The sequence below is a fragment of the Streptococcus sanguinis genome (genome assembly GCF_003943735.1).
GTDB lineage: Bacteria > Bacillota > Bacilli > Lactobacillales > Streptococcaceae > Streptococcus > Streptococcus sanguinis_E.
Window position 1 is genome coordinate 189,974 of sequence record NZ_RJMV01000002.1, and the last position, 19,695, is coordinate 209,668.

Annotated in this window: 20 protein-coding genes and 1 pseudogene; 20 read left to right on the forward strand and 1 reads right to left on the reverse strand. The window is 42.4% G+C overall.

Going from position 1 to position 19,695, the window contains the following annotated elements; all coding sequences use genetic code 11:
- The first annotated feature begins 7 nt into the window (after window positions 1-7).
- The 9 genes from D8877_RS03390 (at window position 8) to D8877_RS03430 (ending at window position 7,379) form a co-directional block, all read left to right on the forward strand.
- Window positions 8-523 (forward strand): histidine phosphatase family protein, encoded by a 516-nt coding sequence (locus tag D8877_RS03390; RefSeq protein ID WP_125340291.1) that lies wholly within the window; start codon window positions 8-10, stop codon window positions 521-523.
- 52 nt (window positions 524-575) lie between these two features.
- Window positions 576-1,208 carry a methyltransferase domain-containing protein gene (locus D8877_RS03395; RefSeq protein ID WP_002911546.1) on the forward strand — a complete coding sequence of 211 codons (633 nt, stop codon included), beginning with the start codon at window positions 576-578 and terminating at the stop codon, window positions 1,206-1,208.
- A 5-nt stretch (window positions 1,209-1,213) separates the two neighbouring features.
- The gene (gene radA / locus D8877_RS03400) at window positions 1,214-2,581 is read left to right on the forward strand and encodes a DNA repair protein RadA (protein WP_125352462.1); all 1,368 of its coding nucleotides are present in this window, start codon (window positions 1,214-1,216) and stop codon (window positions 2,579-2,581) included.
- A gap of 116 nt (window positions 2,582-2,697) precedes the next feature.
- On the forward strand, window positions 2,698-3,414 hold the full coding sequence (locus D8877_RS03405) for a TIGR00266 family protein (protein WP_125352464.1): 717 nt from the start codon (window positions 2,698-2,700) through the stop codon (window positions 3,412-3,414).
- Between the two features lie 113 nt (window positions 3,415-3,527).
- On the forward strand, window positions 3,528-4,223 hold the full coding sequence (locus D8877_RS03410; protein WP_002908599.1) for a TIGR00266 family protein: 696 nt from the start codon (window positions 3,528-3,530) through the stop codon (window positions 4,221-4,223).
- 290 nt (window positions 4,224-4,513) lie between these two features.
- Window positions 4,514-4,999 carry a GNAT family N-acetyltransferase gene (locus tag D8877_RS03415; RefSeq protein WP_002908601.1) on the forward strand — a complete coding sequence of 162 codons (486 nt, stop codon included), beginning with the start codon at window positions 4,514-4,516 and terminating at the stop codon, window positions 4,997-4,999.
- Between the two features lie 163 nt (window positions 5,000-5,162).
- A complete protein-coding gene (locus D8877_RS03420) occupies window positions 5,163-5,660 on the forward strand; it encodes a beta-class carbonic anhydrase (protein WP_002905460.1) in 498 nt (165 codons plus the stop codon).
- Between the two features lie 97 nt (window positions 5,661-5,757).
- Window positions 5,758-6,624, forward strand: coding sequence for an ABC transporter permease (locus D8877_RS03425; protein ID WP_125340292.1), 867 nt, complete (start codon window positions 5,758-5,760; stop codon window positions 6,622-6,624).
- Window positions 6,621-7,379 (forward strand): ABC transporter ATP-binding protein, encoded by a 759-nt coding sequence (locus D8877_RS03430; RefSeq protein ID WP_048773884.1) that lies wholly within the window; start codon window positions 6,621-6,623, stop codon window positions 7,377-7,379. Before D8877_RS03425 ends, D8877_RS03430 begins: the two co-directional genes overlap by 4 nt.
- Window positions 7,380-7,529: 150 nt before the next feature.
- Here D8877_RS03430 and D8877_RS03435 read toward each other — a convergent pair whose 3' ends face one another.
- Window positions 7,530-9,011: an AcpB/EbpR/MafR family transcriptional regulator gene (locus D8877_RS03435; RefSeq protein ID WP_048773885.1), complete on the reverse strand. Its 1,482-nt coding sequence runs from the start codon at window positions 9,009-9,011 to the stop codon at window positions 7,530-7,532.
- A gap of 293 nt (window positions 9,012-9,304) precedes the next feature.
- Between D8877_RS03435 and D8877_RS03440 the strand changes: the two genes are divergently transcribed.
- The 11 genes and pseudogenes from D8877_RS03440 (at window position 9,305) to argH (ending at window position 19,611) form a co-directional block, all read left to right on the forward strand.
- Window positions 9,305-9,544, forward strand: coding sequence for a GlsB/YeaQ/YmgE family stress response membrane protein (locus tag D8877_RS03440; protein WP_125352466.1), 240 nt, complete (start codon window positions 9,305-9,307; stop codon window positions 9,542-9,544).
- A gap of 55 nt (window positions 9,545-9,599) precedes the next feature.
- On the forward strand, window positions 9,600-10,181 hold the full coding sequence (gene amaP / locus D8877_RS03445) for an alkaline shock response membrane anchor protein AmaP (RefSeq protein WP_048773887.1): 582 nt from the start codon (window positions 9,600-9,602) through the stop codon (window positions 10,179-10,181).
- A gap of 11 nt (window positions 10,182-10,192) precedes the next feature.
- Window positions 10,193-10,363, forward strand: a complete 171-nt coding sequence (locus tag D8877_RS03450; RefSeq protein ID WP_002905455.1) for a DUF2273 domain-containing protein — start codon at window positions 10,193-10,195, stop codon at window positions 10,361-10,363.
- Window positions 10,364-10,377: 14 nt separating this feature from the next.
- The gene (locus D8877_RS03455; RefSeq protein ID WP_048773890.1) at window positions 10,378-10,977 is read left to right on the forward strand and encodes an Asp23/Gls24 family envelope stress response protein; all 600 of its coding nucleotides are present in this window, start codon (window positions 10,378-10,380) and stop codon (window positions 10,975-10,977) included.
- A 76-nt stretch (window positions 10,978-11,053) separates the two neighbouring features.
- Window positions 11,054-11,257, forward strand: a complete 204-nt coding sequence (locus D8877_RS03460; protein WP_002899152.1) for a CsbD family protein — start codon at window positions 11,054-11,056, stop codon at window positions 11,255-11,257.
- Window positions 11,258-12,027: 770 nt separating this feature from the next.
- On the forward strand, window positions 12,028-13,695 hold the full coding sequence (locus tag D8877_RS03465; protein ID WP_002899143.1) for a ribonuclease J: 1,668 nt from the start codon (window positions 12,028-12,030) through the stop codon (window positions 13,693-13,695).
- A 73-nt stretch (window positions 13,696-13,768) separates the two neighbouring features.
- The gene (locus D8877_RS03470) at window positions 13,769-14,548 is read left to right on the forward strand and encodes an alpha/beta hydrolase (protein WP_125340293.1); all 780 of its coding nucleotides are present in this window, start codon (window positions 13,769-13,771) and stop codon (window positions 14,546-14,548) included.
- Between the two features lie 106 nt (window positions 14,549-14,654).
- Complete coding sequence (gene gltX, locus D8877_RS03475) at window positions 14,655-16,112, forward strand: glutamate--tRNA ligase (RefSeq protein WP_002916599.1); 1,458 nt, start codon at window positions 14,655-14,657, stop codon at window positions 16,110-16,112.
- Window positions 16,113-16,200: 88 nt separating this feature from the next.
- Window positions 16,201-16,836: pseudogene (locus tag D8877_RS03480) on the forward strand (DUF6287 domain-containing protein).
- A gap of 175 nt (window positions 16,837-17,011) precedes the next feature.
- Window positions 17,012-18,211 carry an argininosuccinate synthase gene (locus D8877_RS03485; protein ID WP_125340294.1) on the forward strand — a complete coding sequence of 400 codons (1,200 nt, stop codon included), beginning with the start codon at window positions 17,012-17,014 and terminating at the stop codon, window positions 18,209-18,211.
- Between the two features lie 14 nt (window positions 18,212-18,225).
- Complete coding sequence (gene argH, locus D8877_RS03490) at window positions 18,226-19,611, forward strand: argininosuccinate lyase (protein WP_125340295.1); 1,386 nt, start codon at window positions 18,226-18,228, stop codon at window positions 19,609-19,611.
- The last annotated feature ends 84 nt before the right edge of the window (window positions 19,612-19,695 follow it).

A 19,695-nucleotide genomic window follows, 5' to 3' on the forward strand; every position in this document is an offset into this window, starting at 1 on the left:
CATTAATATGAAAATCATTTTTATCCGCCACGGAGAGCCAGATTATTCACTTTTGGAAGAGGCTGGTTACACTGGCTTTGGACTAGATTTGGCTCCTTTGTCAGTTGCTGGTCGCCAGATGGCGACAGAGGCAGCTGCTAATCCTCTGCTGGAACAGGCGGAAATTCTGATTTCATCTTCTGTGACGCGGGCTTTGGAGACGGCTTCCTATCTGATTCGAGACCGCCAACTGCCGCTTTTTGTGGAGCCTTTTCTGCATGAATGGCAGGTATATGAGAGTGGGATAGATAAGTTTGAGCAGGCTCGGAAGTTATTTTTGGAAAATAATGGTTCTCTTCCTGCAGGAAGTCCTGTCCGTTATGAGACGGCTGAGCAGATGAAAGTCCGTTTTTTGCGCACCATAAACAAATACAGAGAATACGAGACGGTAGCTCTTGTAGCCCACCGCATGCTCATCCGCCAGTTTGTAGTTGATCAGCAGATTGATTTTTGTCAGTTTGTTGAATGTGAATTGAAGTTTTAATGTTTCGTTGTAAAAAGAATCTTAATAAAAGGATTTTGAGATAGAAGAAAATATGAAAGAATTTAAGAACAAGGACTATGCAACAGAAATTCGTCAGAAAATTCCAGGCTATGATGTGATGCTAGATGTGATTTTCCGAGGAGTATTGCTTAGGTTAGCACCCAGTTTAAAAGTCGATAAGGTGTTAGCTTTGGCAAGCCAGACGGATGAGCTGAATGGTTTGGCATCCTTATTTCCTAAGGCCGGATTGACGGTAGTAGAGCCAAGTGAGGCGATGCTACAAGAGCTTAAAAGACAGGCTCATCTGCCTCAAGCGGAGTATCTTAATAGTCGGTTTGAAGAAGCAGTGCTGCCTTCTGCTTATCAGATTTGTTCTTGCTTGCTAGTATTGCAGTTTGTTGAAAATCCCAGCTTATTTCTTCGAAAAATTTATGATTCTTTAAGTGAAGATGGCCTTCTGATTCTTAGCTTTTTTTCCAACCAGCAACTGGGCTATTGGAAAACACTTGCTTCAGAGCTAGGAGCTAATCAGCAACAAGTTCAGCGTACTTATGAGAATCAAGCTGGTTTGATGAATTCCCTCTCGCCTCAAGAAGTTGCAGACATGCTGGAAGAGGCTGGCTTTACTAATATAGAGCAAGTGTGTCAGGTTTTATCAACTTTTGTTTGGATTATTAGAAAATAAGGAGAATCACCATCGCTAAGAAAAAAACGACCTTTGTCTGTCAAAATTGTGAATATCATTCGCCCAAGTATCTAGGCCGCTGTCCTAACTGCGGCTCTTGGTCTTCTTTTGTTGAGGAAGTAGAGGCTGCTGAGGTCAAGCATGCCCGTGTTTCCTTGACGGGCGAAAAGACTCGGCCCATGAAGCTGGCTGAGGTCACTTCTATTGATGTCAATCGGACCAAGACGGAAATGGACGAGTTCAATCGTGTGCTAGGTGGTGGCGTAGTACCTGGCAGTCTGGTCCTGATTGGCGGGGATCCCGGTATCGGGAAATCCACCCTGCTTCTGCAGGTGTCCACTCAGCTTTCTCATCAGGGCACCGTCCTATATGTCAGCGGAGAGGAATCAGCTGAGCAGATTAAGTTGCGAGCGGAACGTCTCGGTGATATTGACAGTGAATTTTATCTCTACGCCGAGACCAATATGCAAAATATCCGTACGGAGATTGAGAAAAACAAGCCAGATTTTCTGATTATTGACTCTATACAGACGGTGATGTCGCCAGAGATTTCCAGTGTTCAAGGCTCTGTTTCTCAGGTTCGAGAGGTGACAGCTGAGCTCATGCAGCTGGCCAAGACCAATAATATTGCGACCTTTATCGTTGGTCACATGACCAAGGAAGGAACCTTAGCTGGTCCTCGAACTTTGGAGCACATGGTGGACACCGTGCTTTATTTTGAGGGTGAACGTCAGCATACTTTCCGTATCTTGAGAGCGGTCAAGAACCGCTTTGGTTCGACCAATGAAATCGGTATTTTTGAGATGCAGTCTGGTGGGCTAGTTGAGGTTGTCAATCCAAGTGAAGTCTTTCTGGAAGAGCGTCTGGACGGCGCGACAGGTTCTTCTATCGTTGTGACCATGGAAGGAACGAGGCCGATTTTAGCAGAGGTGCAGGCCTTGGTGACTCCGACCATGTTTGGCAATGCCAAGCGAACCACGACTGGACTGGACTTTAACCGAGCCAGCCTCATCATGGCGGTTCTGGNAAAACGGGCAGGGCTCCTCCTGCAAAATCAAGACGCCTACCTCAAATCAGCTGGTGGTGTCAAGCTAGATGAGCCAGCCATTGATTTGGCAGTAGCGGTCGCCATTGCTTCCAGCTACAAGGATCTGCCTACCAATCCTCAAGAGTGCTTTATCGGTGAAATTGGCCTGACTGGTGAAATCCGTCGAGTCAATCGCATCGAGCAGCGCATCAACGAAGCAGCAAAGCTGGGCTTCACCAAAGTCTACGCTCCTAAAAACTCTCTGAACGGCCTCAAAGTTCCAGACAATATCCAAGTCATCGGTGTGACGACGATTGGGGAAGTTTTAAAGAAGGTATTTTCTTGATTAAAGTAGTATTGCGAAAAGTTGTTGTGCGTGCTATAATATTGCTAGAAAAAATAGGATTTGTCTGGAAATTCCTATAAGTTGTTTTTCCGGACTTTTTAGGAGGATAATCAACCATGGTAGATCATCGTATGAATGTTTCTATTACCAATAATGCTCAATTTCCCTTGGCGGAGATTGCCTTAGATGCATCAGAGTCTGTTCGTATTCAGACCGGGAGCATGATATACCACACTCCCAACGTTGTCCTGAATGCCAAAGTGAATGCAGAGTCTCAATCAATCTTTGGCAAGGCAATCCAAGCTGTTGGCCGTTCTATGGCTTCTGGCGAAGGAGTGTTCATCACTGAAGCAACTGCCCAATCAAATAACGGTCGTCTAGCCTTAGCGCCTAATGTACCTGGTCAGATTGTTGCTCTGGAACTAGGCGAAAAGCAATACCGCCTTAATGATGGAGCTTTTCTGGCTATGGATGGTTCTGCCTCTTATACTTTGGAGACGCAGTCGGTAGGTCGAGCTCTCTTTGGCGGCCAAGGAGGCTTTTATGTGATGAGTACCCAAGGTCAGGGGACACTCTTGGTAAATTCCTTTGGCTCGATTCAAAAGGTCGAGCTGCATAATGATAGGATAACGATTGACAATGCTCACGTAGTAGCATGGAGTCGAGAGTTGGAATATGATATTCATTTAGAAAATGGTTTCTGGCAGTCCATGGGGACTGGTGAAGGAGTGGTTAATACCTTCTATGGAACTGGGGAAATTTACATCCAAAGTCTCAATATTGAAACCTTTGCTAATGTTCTTCGCCCACATCTACATATTGACAATTCTTGAAAAATTTCAGAAGAGACTGGAGGGTCTCTTATTTTTTTGATGCTTCAGTTTTCCTTTGTCCAAAATATATGAAAATGTTATAATCAAGTCATAATAAGAAGGAGGTATTTCTTATGCGATTTTCTATGGATAGTAATATGCAGTTTCCTTTGGTTGAGTTGTCGCTCAATCAAGGTGAAACCGTCTTTATCCAGCGTGGCAGCATGGTCTACCACACGCCGAATGTGACCCTGAATACCCAGCTCAATGCAAGCGGTTCTGGCTTGGGACGTTTTGTCAAGGCTGTAGGTCGGTCAATGGTTTCTGGTGAAAGTACCTTTATTACTCAGGCTGTTGCCCAGTCTGATAATGGCTACCTTGCTTTAGCGCCAGATTCTCCTGGTCAAGTCATTCCCCTTCAGCTAGGCGAAAAACAATATCGGCTTAATGACGGCGCCTTTCTGGCTCTTGATGGTACGGCTTACTATACCATGGAGCGCCAGTCTGTCGGCAAGGCTATCTTTGGCGGGCAAGGCGGTCTCTTCGTTATGACGACCCAAGGTCAAGGCACTCTTTTGGCTAATGCCTTTGGTTCTATTAAGAAAATTGAGCTTCATAACCAAGAAGTAACAATTGACAATGCCCATGTAGTAGCTTGGAGCCAGTCTTTGAATTATAATATCCATTTAGAAAATGGCTTCTGGCAGTCTATCGGAACGGGTGAAGGAGTGGTCAACACCTTCCAAGGTACTGGTGAAGTCTATGTGCAAAGTCTCAATCTTCAAACCTTTGCAGGCTCACTCAGCAAGTTTATTCCAAGAAGCTCATAAGAAATAAAACTAGGATAGAAGATCAGGCTAGATGCTGGATTTGACTGTCCTATTTTTTTGTAACAAAGTCGAGAACTGACAAATAACAGAAAAGATGGTAAGATAATATAAAATTATTTGAATATCAAAGTACCAGTAAGGGGAAAGAATGTCATATTTTGAAAACTTTATGAAGGCCAATCAAGCCTTGAAAAGGCAACGGCCGCCTTTATGATTTAGCTGTTAGCACCATCGGATGCTAACTCGTTCGTGGCATTTTTGGCGGATTAAAGAAACGTTAGGAGAATAAAGTGACAATTACTATAAAACCTTATCAGAAATTGGATAAAGAGGCTGTTTTAGAATTATCAATTCAAGCTTGGTCTCCAGTTTTTCCAAAAATGGAAAAAGGAGTTCCTAAGTTTGTTTATGATAATTTTTATCCTCAAGGGTGGGAAAAAAGGCAAATCAATGATCTAACAGCAGTCTTAAATGAAGAGAGTCAGTTTGTCTGGTTAGCTTTTCTGGAGGAAGAATTAGTCGGATGGATTCACATTCGCTTGCACCCTGAGGATAAGATGGGTGAGATTTATATCCTAGCTGTTGCTCCAAGATATCAGCGTCAAGGTATTGGAAAAGCGCTCATGACCTATGCTTGTGATCAGATTAAACAAAAAGGAATGGAAATGGTCATGGTTGAGACGGGTGGTGATCTAGGTCATGCACCGGCTCGTAAAACCTATGAGAACTTTGGTTTTGAACAATGGCCCGTTGCTCGCTACTTTAAGAAGTTATAACTCACGGCTCTTTGTCAACTGTAGTGGGTGATAAAAGCTAGCACAGAGAGCAGTTCATATAGGTTCTCTCTTTTTTGAAGTTAGGGAAGTTCTAAAGCCAAAACCTAGTATGATAAGGTTAATCCGTTTGAACATCAAATAATATAATTAGTCAGGAGTCAAAATGTCATATTTTGAAAACTTTATGAAGGCCAATAAAGCTTATGTTGATCTGCATGGGACAGCGCATTTGCCCATTAATCCCAAGACCAAGGTAGCTATCGTGACCTGTATGGACTCTAGGCTACACGTGGCTCAGGCTCTGGGACTGGCACTAGGAGATGCCCATATCTTGCGCAATGCTGGCGGTCGGGTAACAGAGGACATGATTCGCTCGCTGGTCATCTCTCAGCAGCAGCTAGGAACGCGGGAAATCGTAGTTTTGCATCATACAGACTGCGGGGCACAGACCTTTAAGAATGAGGATTTTACCGCCTATCTTCATAAAGAGCTAGGTGTCGATGTCAGCGAGCAGGACTTTTTGCCATTTACAGATGTAGAGGAAAGTGTGCGTGAGGATATGGCCTTGCTGAGGCAGTCGCCGCTGATCCCAGCTGATGTAAAAATCTCAGGTGCGGTTTATGATGTAGATACTGGTCGAATGACAGTTGTTGAGGAATAGTTGGGAAGTCAATTTCTTTGTCTGCGCATCAGCATTGAAATTGGCTCCTTTTTTATGTTAAAATAGAGAAACGATTTTAATTAGTTAGGACAATGTTATGATTCTTTCCATTATTTCTCAGGGACTGATTTGGGCCGTCCTAGGTCTAGGTATTTTTATGACCTTCCGGATTCTGGGATTTCCTGATATGACGACAGAAGGCTCCTTCCCCTTGGGCGGGGCAGTGGCTGTTACCTTGATTACCAAGGGAGTCAATCCTTTTCTAGCAACAGCAGCGGCCGTTTTAGCAGGCTGTGCTGCGGGTGCAGTGACAGGTCTGCTCTATACCAAGGGGAAAATTCCGACCTTGCTTTCTGGGATTTTGGTCATGACCTCCTGCCACTCTATCATGCTGATGCTGATGGGCCGTGCCAATCTGGGGCTTTTAGGCAGCAGTAAAATTCAGGATATTCTGCCCTTTTCAGGGGAAGTCAATGACCTCTTGACAGGTTTGATTTTTGTCAGTCTGGTGATTGCAGCTCTGCTCTTTTTCTTGGATACCAAGCTAGGGCAGGCTTATATCGCGACCGGAGATAATCCAGACATGGCTCGCAGTTTTGGGATCAATACTGGCCGCATGGAGTTGATGGGACTGATTCTATCAAACGGATTGATTGCTCTGGCTGGAGCGCTGATTGCCCAGCAGGAAGGCTATGCAGATGTTTCCCGCGGGATTGGAGTAATCGTAGTTGGTCTGGCCAGTCTTATCATTGGCGAGGTACTCTTCCAGAGTCTGACCTTGGCAGAGCGGCTGATTACCATTGTGGTTGGTGCGATTGCCTATCAGTTCTTGATCTGGGGTGTCATTGCTCTCGGCTTTAATACCAACTATCTCCGTCTCTACAGTGCGGTAATTCTGGCCGTCTGTCTCATGATTCCAACCCTGAAAAATAAATTCTTTAAAGGAGCCAAGTTAAGCAAATGACAGCGATTGTAGAATTAAGAAATGCAACCAAGCTTGTAAAGAGCGGCTTTGATGAAGAAAAAATCATCCTAAATGATGTTTCTTTAGACATTCACGAGCATGATTTTATTACAATTTTAGGTGGAAACGGTGCAGGAAAGTCAACCCTGTTCAATGTCATTGCCGGAACTCTCCCCCTAACCAGCGGCAGCATTCATATCTTGGGGGAAAATGTCACTCATTTTTCACCAGAAAAGCGGGCCAAGTACCTGTCCCGTGTCTTTCAGGATCCTAAGATGGGAACGGCTCCGCGGATGACAGTGGCGGAAAATCTTCTCATTGCCAAATTCCGAGGCGAAAAGCGTGGCTTGGTGCCCCGTGGACTCAACAGTTACAGGGAAGAGTTTCAGGCGACGATTGAGAAAATCGGCAATGGTCTGGACAAGCATCTGGATACACCGATTGAATTTCTTTCTGGCGGACAAAGACAGGCTTTGAGTCTGCTCATGGCAACGCTCAAGCGCCCAGAGCTTTTGCTTCTGGATGAGCATACTGCGGCGCTGGATCCTAAGACCAGTGTAGCCTTGATGGAGCTGACCAATGAATTTGTCAATCGTGACCGCCTCACAGCCCTTATGATTACTCATCACATGGAGGATGCCCTCAAATACGGTAACCGACTAATCGTTATGAAAGATGGGCAGATTATTCAGGACTTGAACAAAGAAGAGAAGGGCAAGATGACCATCGCGGATTATTATGGCTTGTTTGAATAGGCTTGCTCAGAGTTTTGTAAAAACAAGAGAAAGAATATGTACTAAATAATGTATTGCTCCCACAACGTTAGACAATTAATGATCAAAAGGCTCTCGTAGATTAATAAAAACCGCTAGATTGCGGTTTTTTTGTTATCAAAATAGTCTAAATCACTCATCTAATCGAATAAACATCATTGCGTTAAGTAAGGAGATGAGTGCGACCGTATTAATATTATTGGAATAGATCAGTCTCTTATTCTCAATGGGTGGAATAATAAAATTAGAAATGATGATATCGTAAGGTGATTCTTTTAAAGAATCGATTGATAGTTCTAATTTATTCCAAACCTCAAGTTCAAAATTGTTGCTGCAATAATAAGAAAGGGTCTCTGCTACTGATTTTGCATGATACTGATCAAAATTACTCATGACTAAAACTTTTAATTTAGGCTGATTTTGTAAAAGATTCAGCACTAAATGTTTGCTGTGAGTGATAAAAGTATAGGATAGGTGGTTGACTTTCATTGGTGTGCTATGGATATCCAAAGTCTCTAGGTAATGTTCAATCCCTTTTTTAATATCTGAAACAAATTGAGGGAAAATATTTTGAAAGTTCTTGATGGTATTCCCTTTTTGATCAAACAGAATAAACTCTGTAGATAGTTCCTGACGATGCAGATGTGCTGTATTATGCAAATGCCAAATAAGATTGTCATTATTGTCTATTTTTAGATTATATTTGCTTTCTATCTGATCAATTAAATCACTTAATAATTGATACGAATTTTTTACATAGCTGTCTGTTTTTGCGCAGCTCATAAATAGATTTTCATCAATGAAAAACATTTTTTGAAAATAGGAGACAAATAGTTGACCTATCACTTCTTTATTCAGAGAGATATGATATTCAGAATCAAAGCTCGCTACAATGTCTTCGATTCCTTCTGCCTGCATGAAAGATTCTAACAATTGATTGTTAAAAGAATCTTTCTCAACTTCCAAGAAATGACCAAACTTTATTCGATATAAATTCGTAACGAGGAGCAATTTTAACATTCGTTGAGTTGCGAAATTGACAGGAAATGCAGTTTCTTTATAGACCAGTGCTAACAGCTTACACAAAGGTTCTACTGAAAAATCTGTAAAGGGCCATTCAAGAAAATAATATTTTTCCGAAAAATATTGTGCAAAAAAATAGCGGATATCAATCTCATCTCCAATAATCCGAGCAGGATTGAGACTAATTTTAAAATTATATTGTTTTTTTATAATTTTGTTAATATGACTGATTATACGATAGAGTGATGAAGAGCTTATATAAAACTCTTTACAAATATTCTCAGTTTCATATTCTTCGTTAAAGAAGATGAATTCTAAAATTGAAAAATGGGTTGAATGCTTAAAAAAATGGTGATAGACCATCTCAATATCACTATCATCGGTATTAATGATACGTATACCATTAGTGGACGAGTGAAAAATCAATTGAGGAAACGCAGACTTGACATGGGATAAATCATCTTTTACTGAACGTTCTGTACAATTCAATAGTTCAGCCAGTTCAGAAATATGAAACCAGCGTTTGTTTTTAAATAGTAGTTCTAATAGTTCTAATTGCCTGTGGCTCTTTTTAGACAGTAATTCTCGCATTAAAATATTATCTTTCTTTATATAGTGTTTTTATTATCAGGCAATTATACCATATTTTATGCATTTAACCTCGTTTAACAACTCTAAAATATATCTAAAAATGCTGATAAAAGCCTATAGAACAAGGAATTCTTATCTTTGCGTATCTATAGTACAGATAAACGGAAAGAAAACCAAGTTGAATTATTATGTTTCCAAGTTGGAAAATTATATAATTATGTTAATCAAAAAATAATAGTAAAAAATATTATTAAACAATTTTGATTTAGAAAAAATTAGAAAGGAGAATCAATATGCTTTGGTCTATTATTGTTGGAGGTGTTATTGGTNTTATTGCTGGATCAATCACTAAAAAAGGCGGCTCAATGGGTGTTATTGCAAACGTTGTTGCAGGTTTAGTTGGTTCTGCTGTCGGTCAGTCACTTTTGGGAACTTGGGGTCCTAGTTTGGCTGGTATGGCCTTGCTTCCTTCTATCATTGGTGCAGTTATTGTAGTAGCTGTTGTATCATTTTTTGTAGGTAAAAATGCATAAATTGTCTTTTTACTTTCAAAATACAATTTAAAATTTAATGATGTGAGGATTCAATATGTCAAAATCAAGAAAAATACTTTCCCTTATTTTCTGTATTTTAATCTTGACAATTTTGATTCCTGTTTTGCTAGACTTTCATAAAGTCAGCGGTCTGGGGCTCCAGTTATTTAGTTGGAAGTTATTCACGTGGAAGCAGATTCCTTTTGTGGGCTACTATCTTTCTAGGTATGTTTTCTGGGGCACTGTGGTTTTAGCAAGCTTAATCTTACTACTAATGTTAGTGATAGTTTTTTATCCTAAGAGACGTTTGGAAATTCAGCTAGCTGATGCGGATGGGAAACTGATGCTGAAAAATTCAGCCATTGAAGGGTTTGTTCGTAGTCTGTTAACAGACCACGGTTTAATTAAAGATCCTACAGTTTCAGTAAATAGCCGTAAAAACAAATGCATGGTTTCCGTTAAAGGGGCAATCGTTCCTTCGGAAAACATCATCAAGAGAAGTCAGTTGATTCAAGAAGAAATTGCGTCTGGATTGACAGAATTCTTCGGAATCAATCATAATGTCAAGCTTAAAATCTCTGTCTCAGACTTCAAGCCAAAAGAATCGGCTAAAAAAACTACTAGCCGTGTAAAGTAAGGAAGTAAAAAATGGAATGGTTTAAAAAATATCAATATCCAATCTTGTCTGGATTAGCAGGCATTATTCTAGCGTGTTTTATCCTATCCTTTGGCTTCTTTAAGACTCTATTTGTCTTGATTTGCGCTACTCTAGGGGCAGGAATTGGATATTATATTCAAAAAAATAATATATTTAAATAATAAAGGAGTTTAATATGTCACATAAAGATGTTAAAGAAGTAAAAGATGTTGCAAAAAAGGAAGTTGCTCCAGCAACTCATGAAGTAAAAGGTGAATTGACTTACGATGACAAAGTCATTCAAAAAATCATTGGTATCTCTTTAGAGAAAGTTTCAGGCTTGCTTGCTGTTGATGGTGGCTTCTTCTCTAACTTAAAAGATAAAATTGTCAATTCTGACAACGTGACTCATGGTGTCAATGTTGAAGTTGGTAAAGAACAAGTAGCTGTTGACTTGAACGTAGTTGTGGAATATCAAAAGAATGTCCCTGCATTATATGAGGAAATCAAAAAAGTTGTTGTAGAGGAAGTATCTAAGATGACTGATTTGGAAGTTGTTGAGGTTAATGTCAATGTTGTTGATATTAAAACAAAAGAACAACACGAAGCTGACTCAGTAAGCCTGCAAGATCGTGTGACAGATGTTGCTGAATCAACAGGTGAATTTGCTTCAGAGCAATTCGAAAAAGCAAAATCTGGCATTAGCGGTGGTTTCTCAGCTGTTCAAGAAAAAGTTGGCGATGGTGTAGAGGCTGTTAAAGACGCTGCATCAAATGAAAAAGCTCGCGTTCGTTAATTCTCTAGCTGAGATTAGGAATTCTTATATTCTTTCATTGCTTTAAAAATTGAAACTAATAACGGAGGTATCAATTATGTCTACAGAAGAAAAATTCAACCAAGCTAAAGGTTCTGTTAAAGAAGGCCTTGGCAAATTAACTGGTGATAAAAAAACAGAAAAAGAAGGAGCTGCTGAAAAAGTAGTTTCTAAAGTTAAAGAAGTTGCAGTAGATGCCAAAGATGCTGTTGAAGGCGCAATCGAAGGCGTTAAAAATATGGTTAAAAAAGACGATAAATAAAACCAATAGTTGATTTTCCTTATAAAAAGTCTTTGTTAGCTATAGTTACTGATAAAAATTATCTAGAATTTAAAGGAGATCATTTTAAGGTCTCCTTTCTTTTTTCTTAGCTAAAAAGTTTTTTAATTTCTTAGTTGTAAACGCTTGCAAAAATCTGGATAGAGTACTATAATAGAATTAAGGAAATAGAAAGAAAGGAAACCAAATTCATTCGGTTTTAAGTTTACTTTGTTGGTATAGTTGTTTGTAATACATAAGTAGTTGCTTTACTTGACATATTGGTTGAATTGTCAGACAGGCCTGCTTAGCTTGCCTGATTGTAACGATAGTATAGAAAGTAGAAGCTTTTAGATGGTTTTCAAACTTCGAGAATTCAATCAATAGTGCTTTATTATGTTATAGAGATTTCCAATGCTAAGATAAAAAGAAAATCATTAGCGGTTGAAGGAATTAAAAGTTTATAAAAAATAATAAAAACAATAAATCAAAAAAATTGTTATTCAGTTACACCTTGGATGAACTGATTGCTCTCATACCAGCGAAGTAAACCAGACCTCTAGCCGAGTAAAGCTAGAGGTCGTTTTTGTTGTAGAGGGTGCTAAGAAGGCACGCTTGACTTTGAAAAAACATGAAAAAATGCTATAATAGGTTAGATATGCGAACCTTAGGTTTGCAAGACTGTAATTCGACTTGGCTAGCCAAGGACCGTTAGTAATAAAATAAAGAATCTTTGATAAAAGTGAGATTCTGAAAATTGAATAGGAGAAAAAATGAGCAAGAGCAATATTAAACTGATTGCTTTGGGCGGCGTACGTGAAAATGGTAAAAATCTCTACGTTGCCGAAGTGGATGATTCCATTTTTGTATTGGATGTTGGGCTGAAGTACCCAGAAAATGAGCAGTTGGGTGTGGATTATGTCGTTCCCAACATGGACTATTTGTTTGAAAATAAGAAGCGGATTGCGGGTGTCTTTCTGACGCACGGACACGCGGATGCGATTGGTGCTCTGCCTAATCTTTTGGCAGATGCTAAGGTGCCCGTTTTCGGTTCTGAGTTGACGATTGAGCTGGCCAAGCTTTTTGTCAAAAACAACGATGCGGTTAAGAAGTTCAATGATTTCCATGTGATTGATGAAAATACCGAGATTGAATTTGGCAAAACCGTGGTTTCCTTCTTCCGGACGACTCACTCGATTCCTGAGAGTTTGGGAGTTGTCATCAAGACCAGAAAGGGCAGTATCGTTTATACAGGTGATTTCAAGTTTGACCAGTCTGCCAGTCCGTCCTATGCGACAGACTTTGGCCGTCTGGCTGAGATTGGCCGCGAGGGTGTTTTGGCCTTGCTCAGTGATTCAGCCAATGCAGATAGCACTGTTCAGGTGGCTAGCGAGAGCGAGGTCGGCAAGGAAATCGAAGATACGATTGCTGACTGGGATGGTCGTGTGATTGTTGCGGCAGTTGCCAGCAACTTGTCTCGTATCCAGCAGGTCTTTGATGCAGCTGCGGAGACTGGCCGCCGAGTGGTTTTGACAGGCTTTGATGTTGAAAACATCGTTCGTACGGCTATACGCCTCAAGAAGCTGTCCTTGGTGGACGAACGCCTTTTGATTAAGCCCAAGGAAATGTCTAAGTTTGAAGACCATGAGCTGATTATTTTGGAGACTGGCCGGATGGGTGAGCCTATCAATGGTCTGCGCAAGATGTCAATCGGCCGTCACCGCTATGTGGAAATCAAGGAAGGCGATTTGATTTACATCGTAACGACGCCGTCTATTGCCAAGGAAGCGGTCGTGGCTCGCGTGGAGAATATGATTTATCAGGCGGGGGGCATTGTCAAGCTGATTACCCAAAACCTGCGGGTTTCAGGTCACGGAAATGCGCGTGATTTGCAGCTCATGATTAACCTGCTGCAGCCTAAGTACCTCTTCCCTATTCAGGGTGAGTACCGTGGCTTGGATGCTCATGCTAAGGCTGCCATGGAAGTTGGCATGCTGCCGGAAAATATCTTCATTCCTAAGCGAGGTAGCATCATGGAATATGACCATGGTGATTTTGTGCCTGCTGGTGCAGTATCAGCTGGAGATGTCATGATTGATGGGAATGCGATTGGCGATGTGGGTAATATTGTCCTGCGTGACCGCAAGGTCTTGTCTGAAGATGGTATTTTCATCGTGGCACTCACAGTTAACCGTAAGGAAAAGAAAATCATTTCCAAGGCTAAAGTACACACCCGTGGATTTGTCTATGTCAAGAAGAGCAGAGATATTTTGCGTGAAAGCTCTGACATTATCAATAAAACCGTGGAAGACTATCTGGCGCAGGATAGCTTTGACTGGGGTGAGCTGAAGGGTGCTGTCCGTGACAGTCTGGCCAAATATCTCTTTGACCAAACCAAGCGTCGCCCAGCTATTTTGCCAGTTGTTATGGAAGTGCGGTAAAAATCTGAACACAAATACAAGAAAAGTCGGGCTTCGGCTTTTTCTTGTCAGAAAGATAGAAGGAGAAATGCGAATGGCAGTGATGAAAATAGAGTATTATTCTGAGGCTTTGGAGATGGAATGGGGCGTCAATGTCCTTTATCCGGACGCAGCTCGTGTGGACAAGCCGGATGATAAGGACATTCCTGTTTTGTACTTGCTTCATGGTATGAACGGCAATCACAATAGCTGGCTCAAGCGCTCAAATATTGAGCGTCTGGTTCGCTCGACCAACTTGATTGTTGTCATGCCTAATACCAGCAACGGCTGGTACACCGATACTCAGTATGGTTTTAACTATTACGAAGCCATCGCTGAGGAGCTGCCTCGGGTGCTCAAGCGCTTTTTCCCAAATATGTCGGATAAGCGGGAGAAGAATTTTATTGCGGGTCTTTCCATGGGTGGATATGGAGCCTTTAAGTTGGCTCTCAAGTCTAACCGCTTTTCATACGCAGCTAGTCTTTCTGGCGCTTTGAGTTTTCTTGATGCTCGTCCAGACAATGCTGAAATGGCAACGCCAGCCTATTGGCGAGGAGTTTTCGGAGACTATAAAGACTGGACTAGCAGCCCCCATTCGCTGGAAAGTATAGCCAAGCAATCTGATAAAAAGACTAAGCTTTGGGCATGGTGTGGCGAAGAAGACTTTCTCTACAAGGCCAATCAGGAGGCAGTGAAAAATCTGCAAGACTTAGGCTTGGAGATTACTTACAGCCACAGTCCAGGTAAGCATGAGTGGTATTACTGGGAAAAGCAGATGGAGAATGTGCTGGCCTGGCTTCCTATCGACTTCCAGCTGGAAGAGCGCCTGTCGTAAAAATAGACTGTAAAGTCGTATTATGACCTCAGAGTATGATATAATGATTACGTTTGAAAATCGGAGTGGGAATGATTCCCCGAAATACAAATAGGAGAATGGAACTTTGACAAAAGCGATTCGAGTGCGTTATGCACCAAGTCCGACTGGACTTTTACACATCGGAAATGCGCGGACTGCGCTCTTTAACTACCTCTATGCTCGTCACTATGGCGGAACCTTCATTATTCGTATCGAGGATACAGACCGCAAACGCCATGTAGAAGACGGAGAACGCTCACAGCTTGAAAACTTACGCTGGCTGGGTATTGACTGGGACGAAAGTCCTGAGACTCACGAAAACTACCGCCAGTCTGAGCGCTTGGATATTTACCAAAAATACGTCAATGAACTCTTGGACAAGGGCTTGGCTTACAAGTCCTATGTGACTGAGGAAGAATTAGCGGCTGAGCGTGAACGTCAGGAAGCAGCTGGTGAAACACCGCGTTATATCAATGAGTTTCTAGGTATGTCAGAGGAAGAAAAGGCAGCCTATATCGCTGAGCGCGAAGCAGCGGGCATCATTCCAACGGTTCGTCTGGCTGTCAATGAAGCTGGTGTCTATAAGTGGACTGACATGGTCAAGGGCGAAATTGAGTTCGAGGGTGGCAATATCGGTGGTGACTGGGTTATCCAGAAGAAAGACGGCTACCCAACTTATAACTTTGCTGTGGTTATTGATGACCATCTGATGGAAATTTCACACGTTATTCGTGGAGATGATCATATTGCTAACACACCTAAACAGCTCATGGTTTATGAAGCTCTAGGCTGGGAAGCACCAGAATTTGGTCACATGACCCTGATTATCAACTCTGAAACAGGTAAGAAGCTGTCCAAGCGCGATACCAATACCTTGCAGTTTATCGAGGATTATCGCAAGAAGGGCTACCTGCCAGAAGCAGTCTTTAACTTTATTGCACTGCTGGGCTGGAATCCTGGCGGCGAGCATGAGATTTTCTCTCGTCAAGAATTAATTGAGCTTTTTGACGAAAAACGTCTCAGCAAGTCCCCAGCTGCCTTTGACCAGAAGAAGCTGGACTGGATGAACAACGAATACATCAAGAATGCGGATTTTGACACAATCTTCGCCCTGGCTAAGCCGTACTTGGAAGAAGCGGGCCGTTTGACAGATAAGGCAGAAAAGCTTGTAGAGCTCTACAAACCACAAATGAAGTCTGTGGATGAAATCGTGCCGCTGACAGACCTCTTCTTTGCGGACTTCCCAGAGTTGACAGATGCGGAGCGTGAGGTTATGGCTGGTGAAACGGTACCGACTGTGTTGACAGCTTTCAAAGAAAAGTTAGAAGCCATGTCTGATGCAGATTTTGTGACGGAAAATATCTTCCCACAAATCAAGGCTGTCCAAAAAGAGACAGGGATCAAGGGCAAAAACCTCTTCATGCCGATTCGGATTGCCGTTTCGGGCGAAATGCATGGACCAGAGCTGCCAGATACGATTTACCTGCTAGGCCGCGAAAAATCCATCCAGCATATCGAAAACATGCTGAATCAAATTCAATAAGATAAACCAGCTTTCGAGCTGGTTTTTACTTTGCAAATTTTGTTTTTATGTCACAATCGTAATAAGAAAATACCTTAAGGAGATAAAAATGAAAAAATGGATCATTATCTTGGTTGGAGGGCTAGTAGCTTTACTCGTGCTAGTAACCTGTAACCAAAAGAAAGAACAGACGAATCCTGCTTCCAATAGTTCTAAAGCAAGTTTGACTAGCTCCGCATCTTCTAAAAAGTCTGAAAGAGGGAGCAATTCGAGCGAACTTGATGGCTAAGCGGATAATCAGGAAACTTCTGATACAGGCTCTCAGCAGAATTCGGAAACTGAAGCTGAAAAGTCTACCAAGGAAACTAGCAAAGGGGAGAAAGAGGCTGCAACAACTTCTAGTTTGGATATGAAGGCTATTGCTTCTGGAGATTTTTCCAGCATGATTGGTACTTGGCAGGATGCCAAAGGGAACAGTTATACTTTCGATGCGTCTGGTATCGAGTCAGATGTTGCCAAGCTTGAGACAGGAGATTACTCTGGGCCAGATGAAAATGGGATTTACCGAGCAGGGATTCGTTGGAAAAACCAAACCGGTGCTGCCTTTCTTATAATTCCAGCAGGAAAGAGTCTGCCAGCTGGGGAGACTGTCAATGGGACAGATCCGACTGATACCAGTCAAGATCGTTTCATCATCACCCAGAGCGTTTCCGAACATCCCGATGTTTTTTACCGCGTAAAATAAGGAGTCTTGACGGACTCTTTTTTTCTTGTTTTGAGTCCAGTATATAATATATTGATTTTGAATAAAAATCGATAAAACGCTTTTATTTTAATAAATATTAAATTTCCTCTTGACATTCGCATTTTCATACAGTAGAATGTTTAAAAATAAAATGTAGAAGGATAGAGGTAATCATATGATTAAAGAGAAAGTCATTTTAGCATATTCCGGTGGCTTGGACACTTCGGTGGCCATTACTTGGCTGAACAAGGATTATGATGTGATCGCGGTTTGTATGGACGTAGGTGAAGGAAATGATTTAGATTTCATTCATGACAAGGCGCTGAAAGTTGGCGCTATCGAATCACATGTTATTGATGTTAAAGACGAGTTTGCAGAAGACTACGTCTTGGTTGCTCTGCAAGGACACACCTTCTACGAACGAAAATATCCTCTAGTGTCCGCTCTGAGCCGACCTTTGATTTCTAAGAAATTGGTTGAAATTGCCCACAAGACGGGGGCGACAACCATTGCCCATGGCTGTACCGGAAAAGGAAACGATCAGGTACGTTTTGAAGTGGCTATCGCATCCTTGGATCCCAGTCTCAAGGTCATTGCTCCGGTTCGGGAGTGGAAATGGTCTCGGGAAGAAGAAATTAATTACGCCAAAGCTAATGGTGTGCCAATTCCTGCAGATCTGGATAGTCCTTACTCAGTCGATCAAAACCTTTGGGGACGGGCCAATGAGTGCGGAGTCTTGGAAAATCCTTGGAATGAAGCACCGGAAGATGCCTATGATTTGACGGTTGCACCAGAAGCAGCGCCAGACAGCCCAGTCTATGTAAATATTGACTTTGAGGCAGGTGTACCAGTTGCTTTAGATGGTAAAAAGATGAAGCTGGCGGACTTAATCCTTGAGCTAAATGACTTGGCAGGACAACACGGTGTTGGGCGGATTGATCATGTGGAAAACCGTTTGGTAGGGATTAAGTCTCGGGAAATCTATGAATGCCCTGGTGCGGTGACTCTCTTAGCTGCCCACAAGGAAATCGAGGATCTGACTCTAGTTAGAGAACTGGTTCATTTCAAACCAATTATCGAAAATGAGTTGTCTAATCTCATCTACAATGGCCTCTGGTTTAATCCAGCGACAGAAGCCCTGATTGCCTATCTCAAGTCCACTCAGCAGGTGGTCAATGGCACAGCTAAAGTGAAGCTTTATAAGGGCTCTGCGACTGTCGTAGCGCGTAAGTCTGACAATTCTCTCTATGATGAAAGTCTGGCTACCTATACCAGTGCAGATACCTTTGACCAGGATGCCGCGATTGGTTTTATCAAGCTATGGGGGCTTCCGTCTAAGGTTCACGCAGAGGTCCAGGCTCACAAAGATAAATAGAAAGGGGCTTTCCTATGGCGAATCATAAACTGTGGGGCGGACGTTTTGAAGCCTCTCTGGAAGGCTGGGTAGAAGAATTTGGTGCCAGCATTGGCTTTGACTATCGTCTGGCTCCTTATGATCTGCAAGGCAGCCTAGCCCATGTCAAAATGCTGGGGCAGACAGGAATCATTGCTCCAGAGGAAGCAGCTGTTATTCAGGCAGGTTTGGAAAAGCTGTTGGCACGTTATGAGTCTGGAGAGCTTGAGTTTGATGTCCGTAATGAAGATATTCATATGAATATGGAGGCTCTTCTGACCGAGGAGATTGGGCCAGTGGCTGGTAAGCTTCATACGGCTCGCTCTCGTAATGACCAGGTGGCGACAGATATGCACCTTTATCTCAAGGATCAGCTCGGTCAGATTGCGGATAAACTCTTGAATTTGCGTCAGGTGCTGCTGGACTTGGCTGAGGAGCATGTAGAGACAATCATGCCAGGCTATACCCATCTGCAGCATGCTCAGCCGATTAGCTTTGCCCATCATCTGCTGGCCTATTATCAGATGTTCAGCCGGGATAGTCAGCGCTTTGCCTTTAATCTGGAGCATACGGATTTGTCTCCTTTGGGAGCGGCGGCTCTGGCGGGGACAACATTTCCGATTAACCGAGAGCTGACGGCTGATTTATTGGGCTTCAAAGGCATTTACCACAATTCTTTGGATGCGGTCAGTGATCGAGATTTTATCTTGGAGTTTCTATCTAACAGCAGCATGCTCATCATGCATCTGTCTCGTCTCTGCGAGGAGCTGATTAACTGGTGCAGCTATGAATATGGCTTTGTCAGTCTGTCAGACACCTTTAGTACAGGATCATCCATTATGCCGCAAAAGAAAAATCCGGACATGGCGGAGCTGATTCGGGGTAAGAGCGGCCGGGTCTATGGCCATCTCTTCAGTCTTCTGACGGTTATGAAATCCCTGCCCTTGGCCTATAATAAGGACCTGCAGGAAGACAAGGAAGGCATGTTCGATACAGTAGATACTATCCAAAAATCGCTGGATATTATGGCGGGTATGCTGTCTAGTATGACAGTCAATAAGGAAAAAATGCTGGTTTCAACCCAGCAAGACTTCTCTAATGCTACAGAATTGGCTGACTATCTGGCCAAGAAAGGACTGCCTTTCCGGGAAGCCCATGAGATTGTCGGAAAGTTGGTGCTGGAATGCAGCAAGGCAGGCTATTATCTACAGGATATTCCGCTGAGCCGCTATCAAGAAGTGTCATCACTGATTGAGGAAGACATTTATCAAGCGCTTGAGTCTCAGACCGCTGTACAAAAACGGGATTCCCTTGGCGGGACGGGATTTGCACAGATCCGTCAGGAGTTGGAAAGAGCGAAGAAACAGCTGGAAAAGGAATAAGATATAGGGAACATCGCAAGGAAATTGCGGTGTTTTTTAAGTGAATCGACCTTTTAAATATTTGCAAAAACAGCGTCATAGCGG

Coding starts and splice junctions, on each gene's coding strand:
- D8877_RS03390 (WP_125340291.1), top strand. CDS start 8: ATGAAAATCATTTTTATCCGCCACGGAGAGCCAGATTATTCACTTTTG.
- D8877_RS03395 (WP_002911546.1), top strand. CDS start 576: ATGAAAGAATTTAAGAACAAGGACTATGCAACAGAAATTCGTCAGAAA.
- D8877_RS03405 (WP_125352464.1), top strand. CDS start 2,698: ATGGTAGATCATCGTATGAATGTTTCTATTACCAATAATGCTCAATTT.
- D8877_RS03410 (WP_002908599.1), top strand. CDS start 3,528: ATGCGATTTTCTATGGATAGTAATATGCAGTTTCCTTTGGTTGAGTTG.
- D8877_RS03420 (WP_002905460.1), top strand. CDS start 5,163: ATGTCATATTTTGAAAACTTTATGAAGGCCAATAAAGCTTATGTTGAT.
- D8877_RS03425 (WP_125340292.1), top strand. CDS start 5,758: ATGATTCTTTCCATTATTTCTCAGGGACTGATTTGGGCCGTCCTAGGT.
- D8877_RS03430 (WP_048773884.1), top strand. CDS start 6,621: ATGACAGCGATTGTAGAATTAAGAAATGCAACCAAGCTTGTAAAGAGC.
- D8877_RS03435 (WP_048773885.1), bottom strand. CDS start 9,011: ATGCGAGAATTACTGTCTAAAAAGAGCCACAGGCAATTAGAACTATTA.
- amaP (WP_048773887.1), top strand. CDS start 9,600: ATGTCAAAATCAAGAAAAATACTTTCCCTTATTTTCTGTATTTTAATC.
- D8877_RS03450 (WP_002905455.1), top strand. CDS start 10,193: ATGGAATGGTTTAAAAAATATCAATATCCAATCTTGTCTGGATTAGCA.
- D8877_RS03455 (WP_048773890.1), top strand. CDS start 10,378: ATGTCACATAAAGATGTTAAAGAAGTAAAAGATGTTGCAAAAAAGGAA.
- D8877_RS03460 (WP_002899152.1), top strand. CDS start 11,054: ATGTCTACAGAAGAAAAATTCAACCAAGCTAAAGGTTCTGTTAAAGAA.
- D8877_RS03465 (WP_002899143.1), top strand. CDS start 12,028: ATGAGCAAGAGCAATATTAAACTGATTGCTTTGGGCGGCGTACGTGAA.
- D8877_RS03470 (WP_125340293.1), top strand. CDS start 13,769: ATGGCAGTGATGAAAATAGAGTATTATTCTGAGGCTTTGGAGATGGAA.
- D8877_RS03485 (WP_125340294.1), top strand. CDS start 17,012: ATGATTAAAGAGAAAGTCATTTTAGCATATTCCGGTGGCTTGGACACT.
- argH (WP_125340295.1), top strand. CDS start 18,226: ATGGCGAATCATAAACTGTGGGGCGGACGTTTTGAAGCCTCTCTGGAA.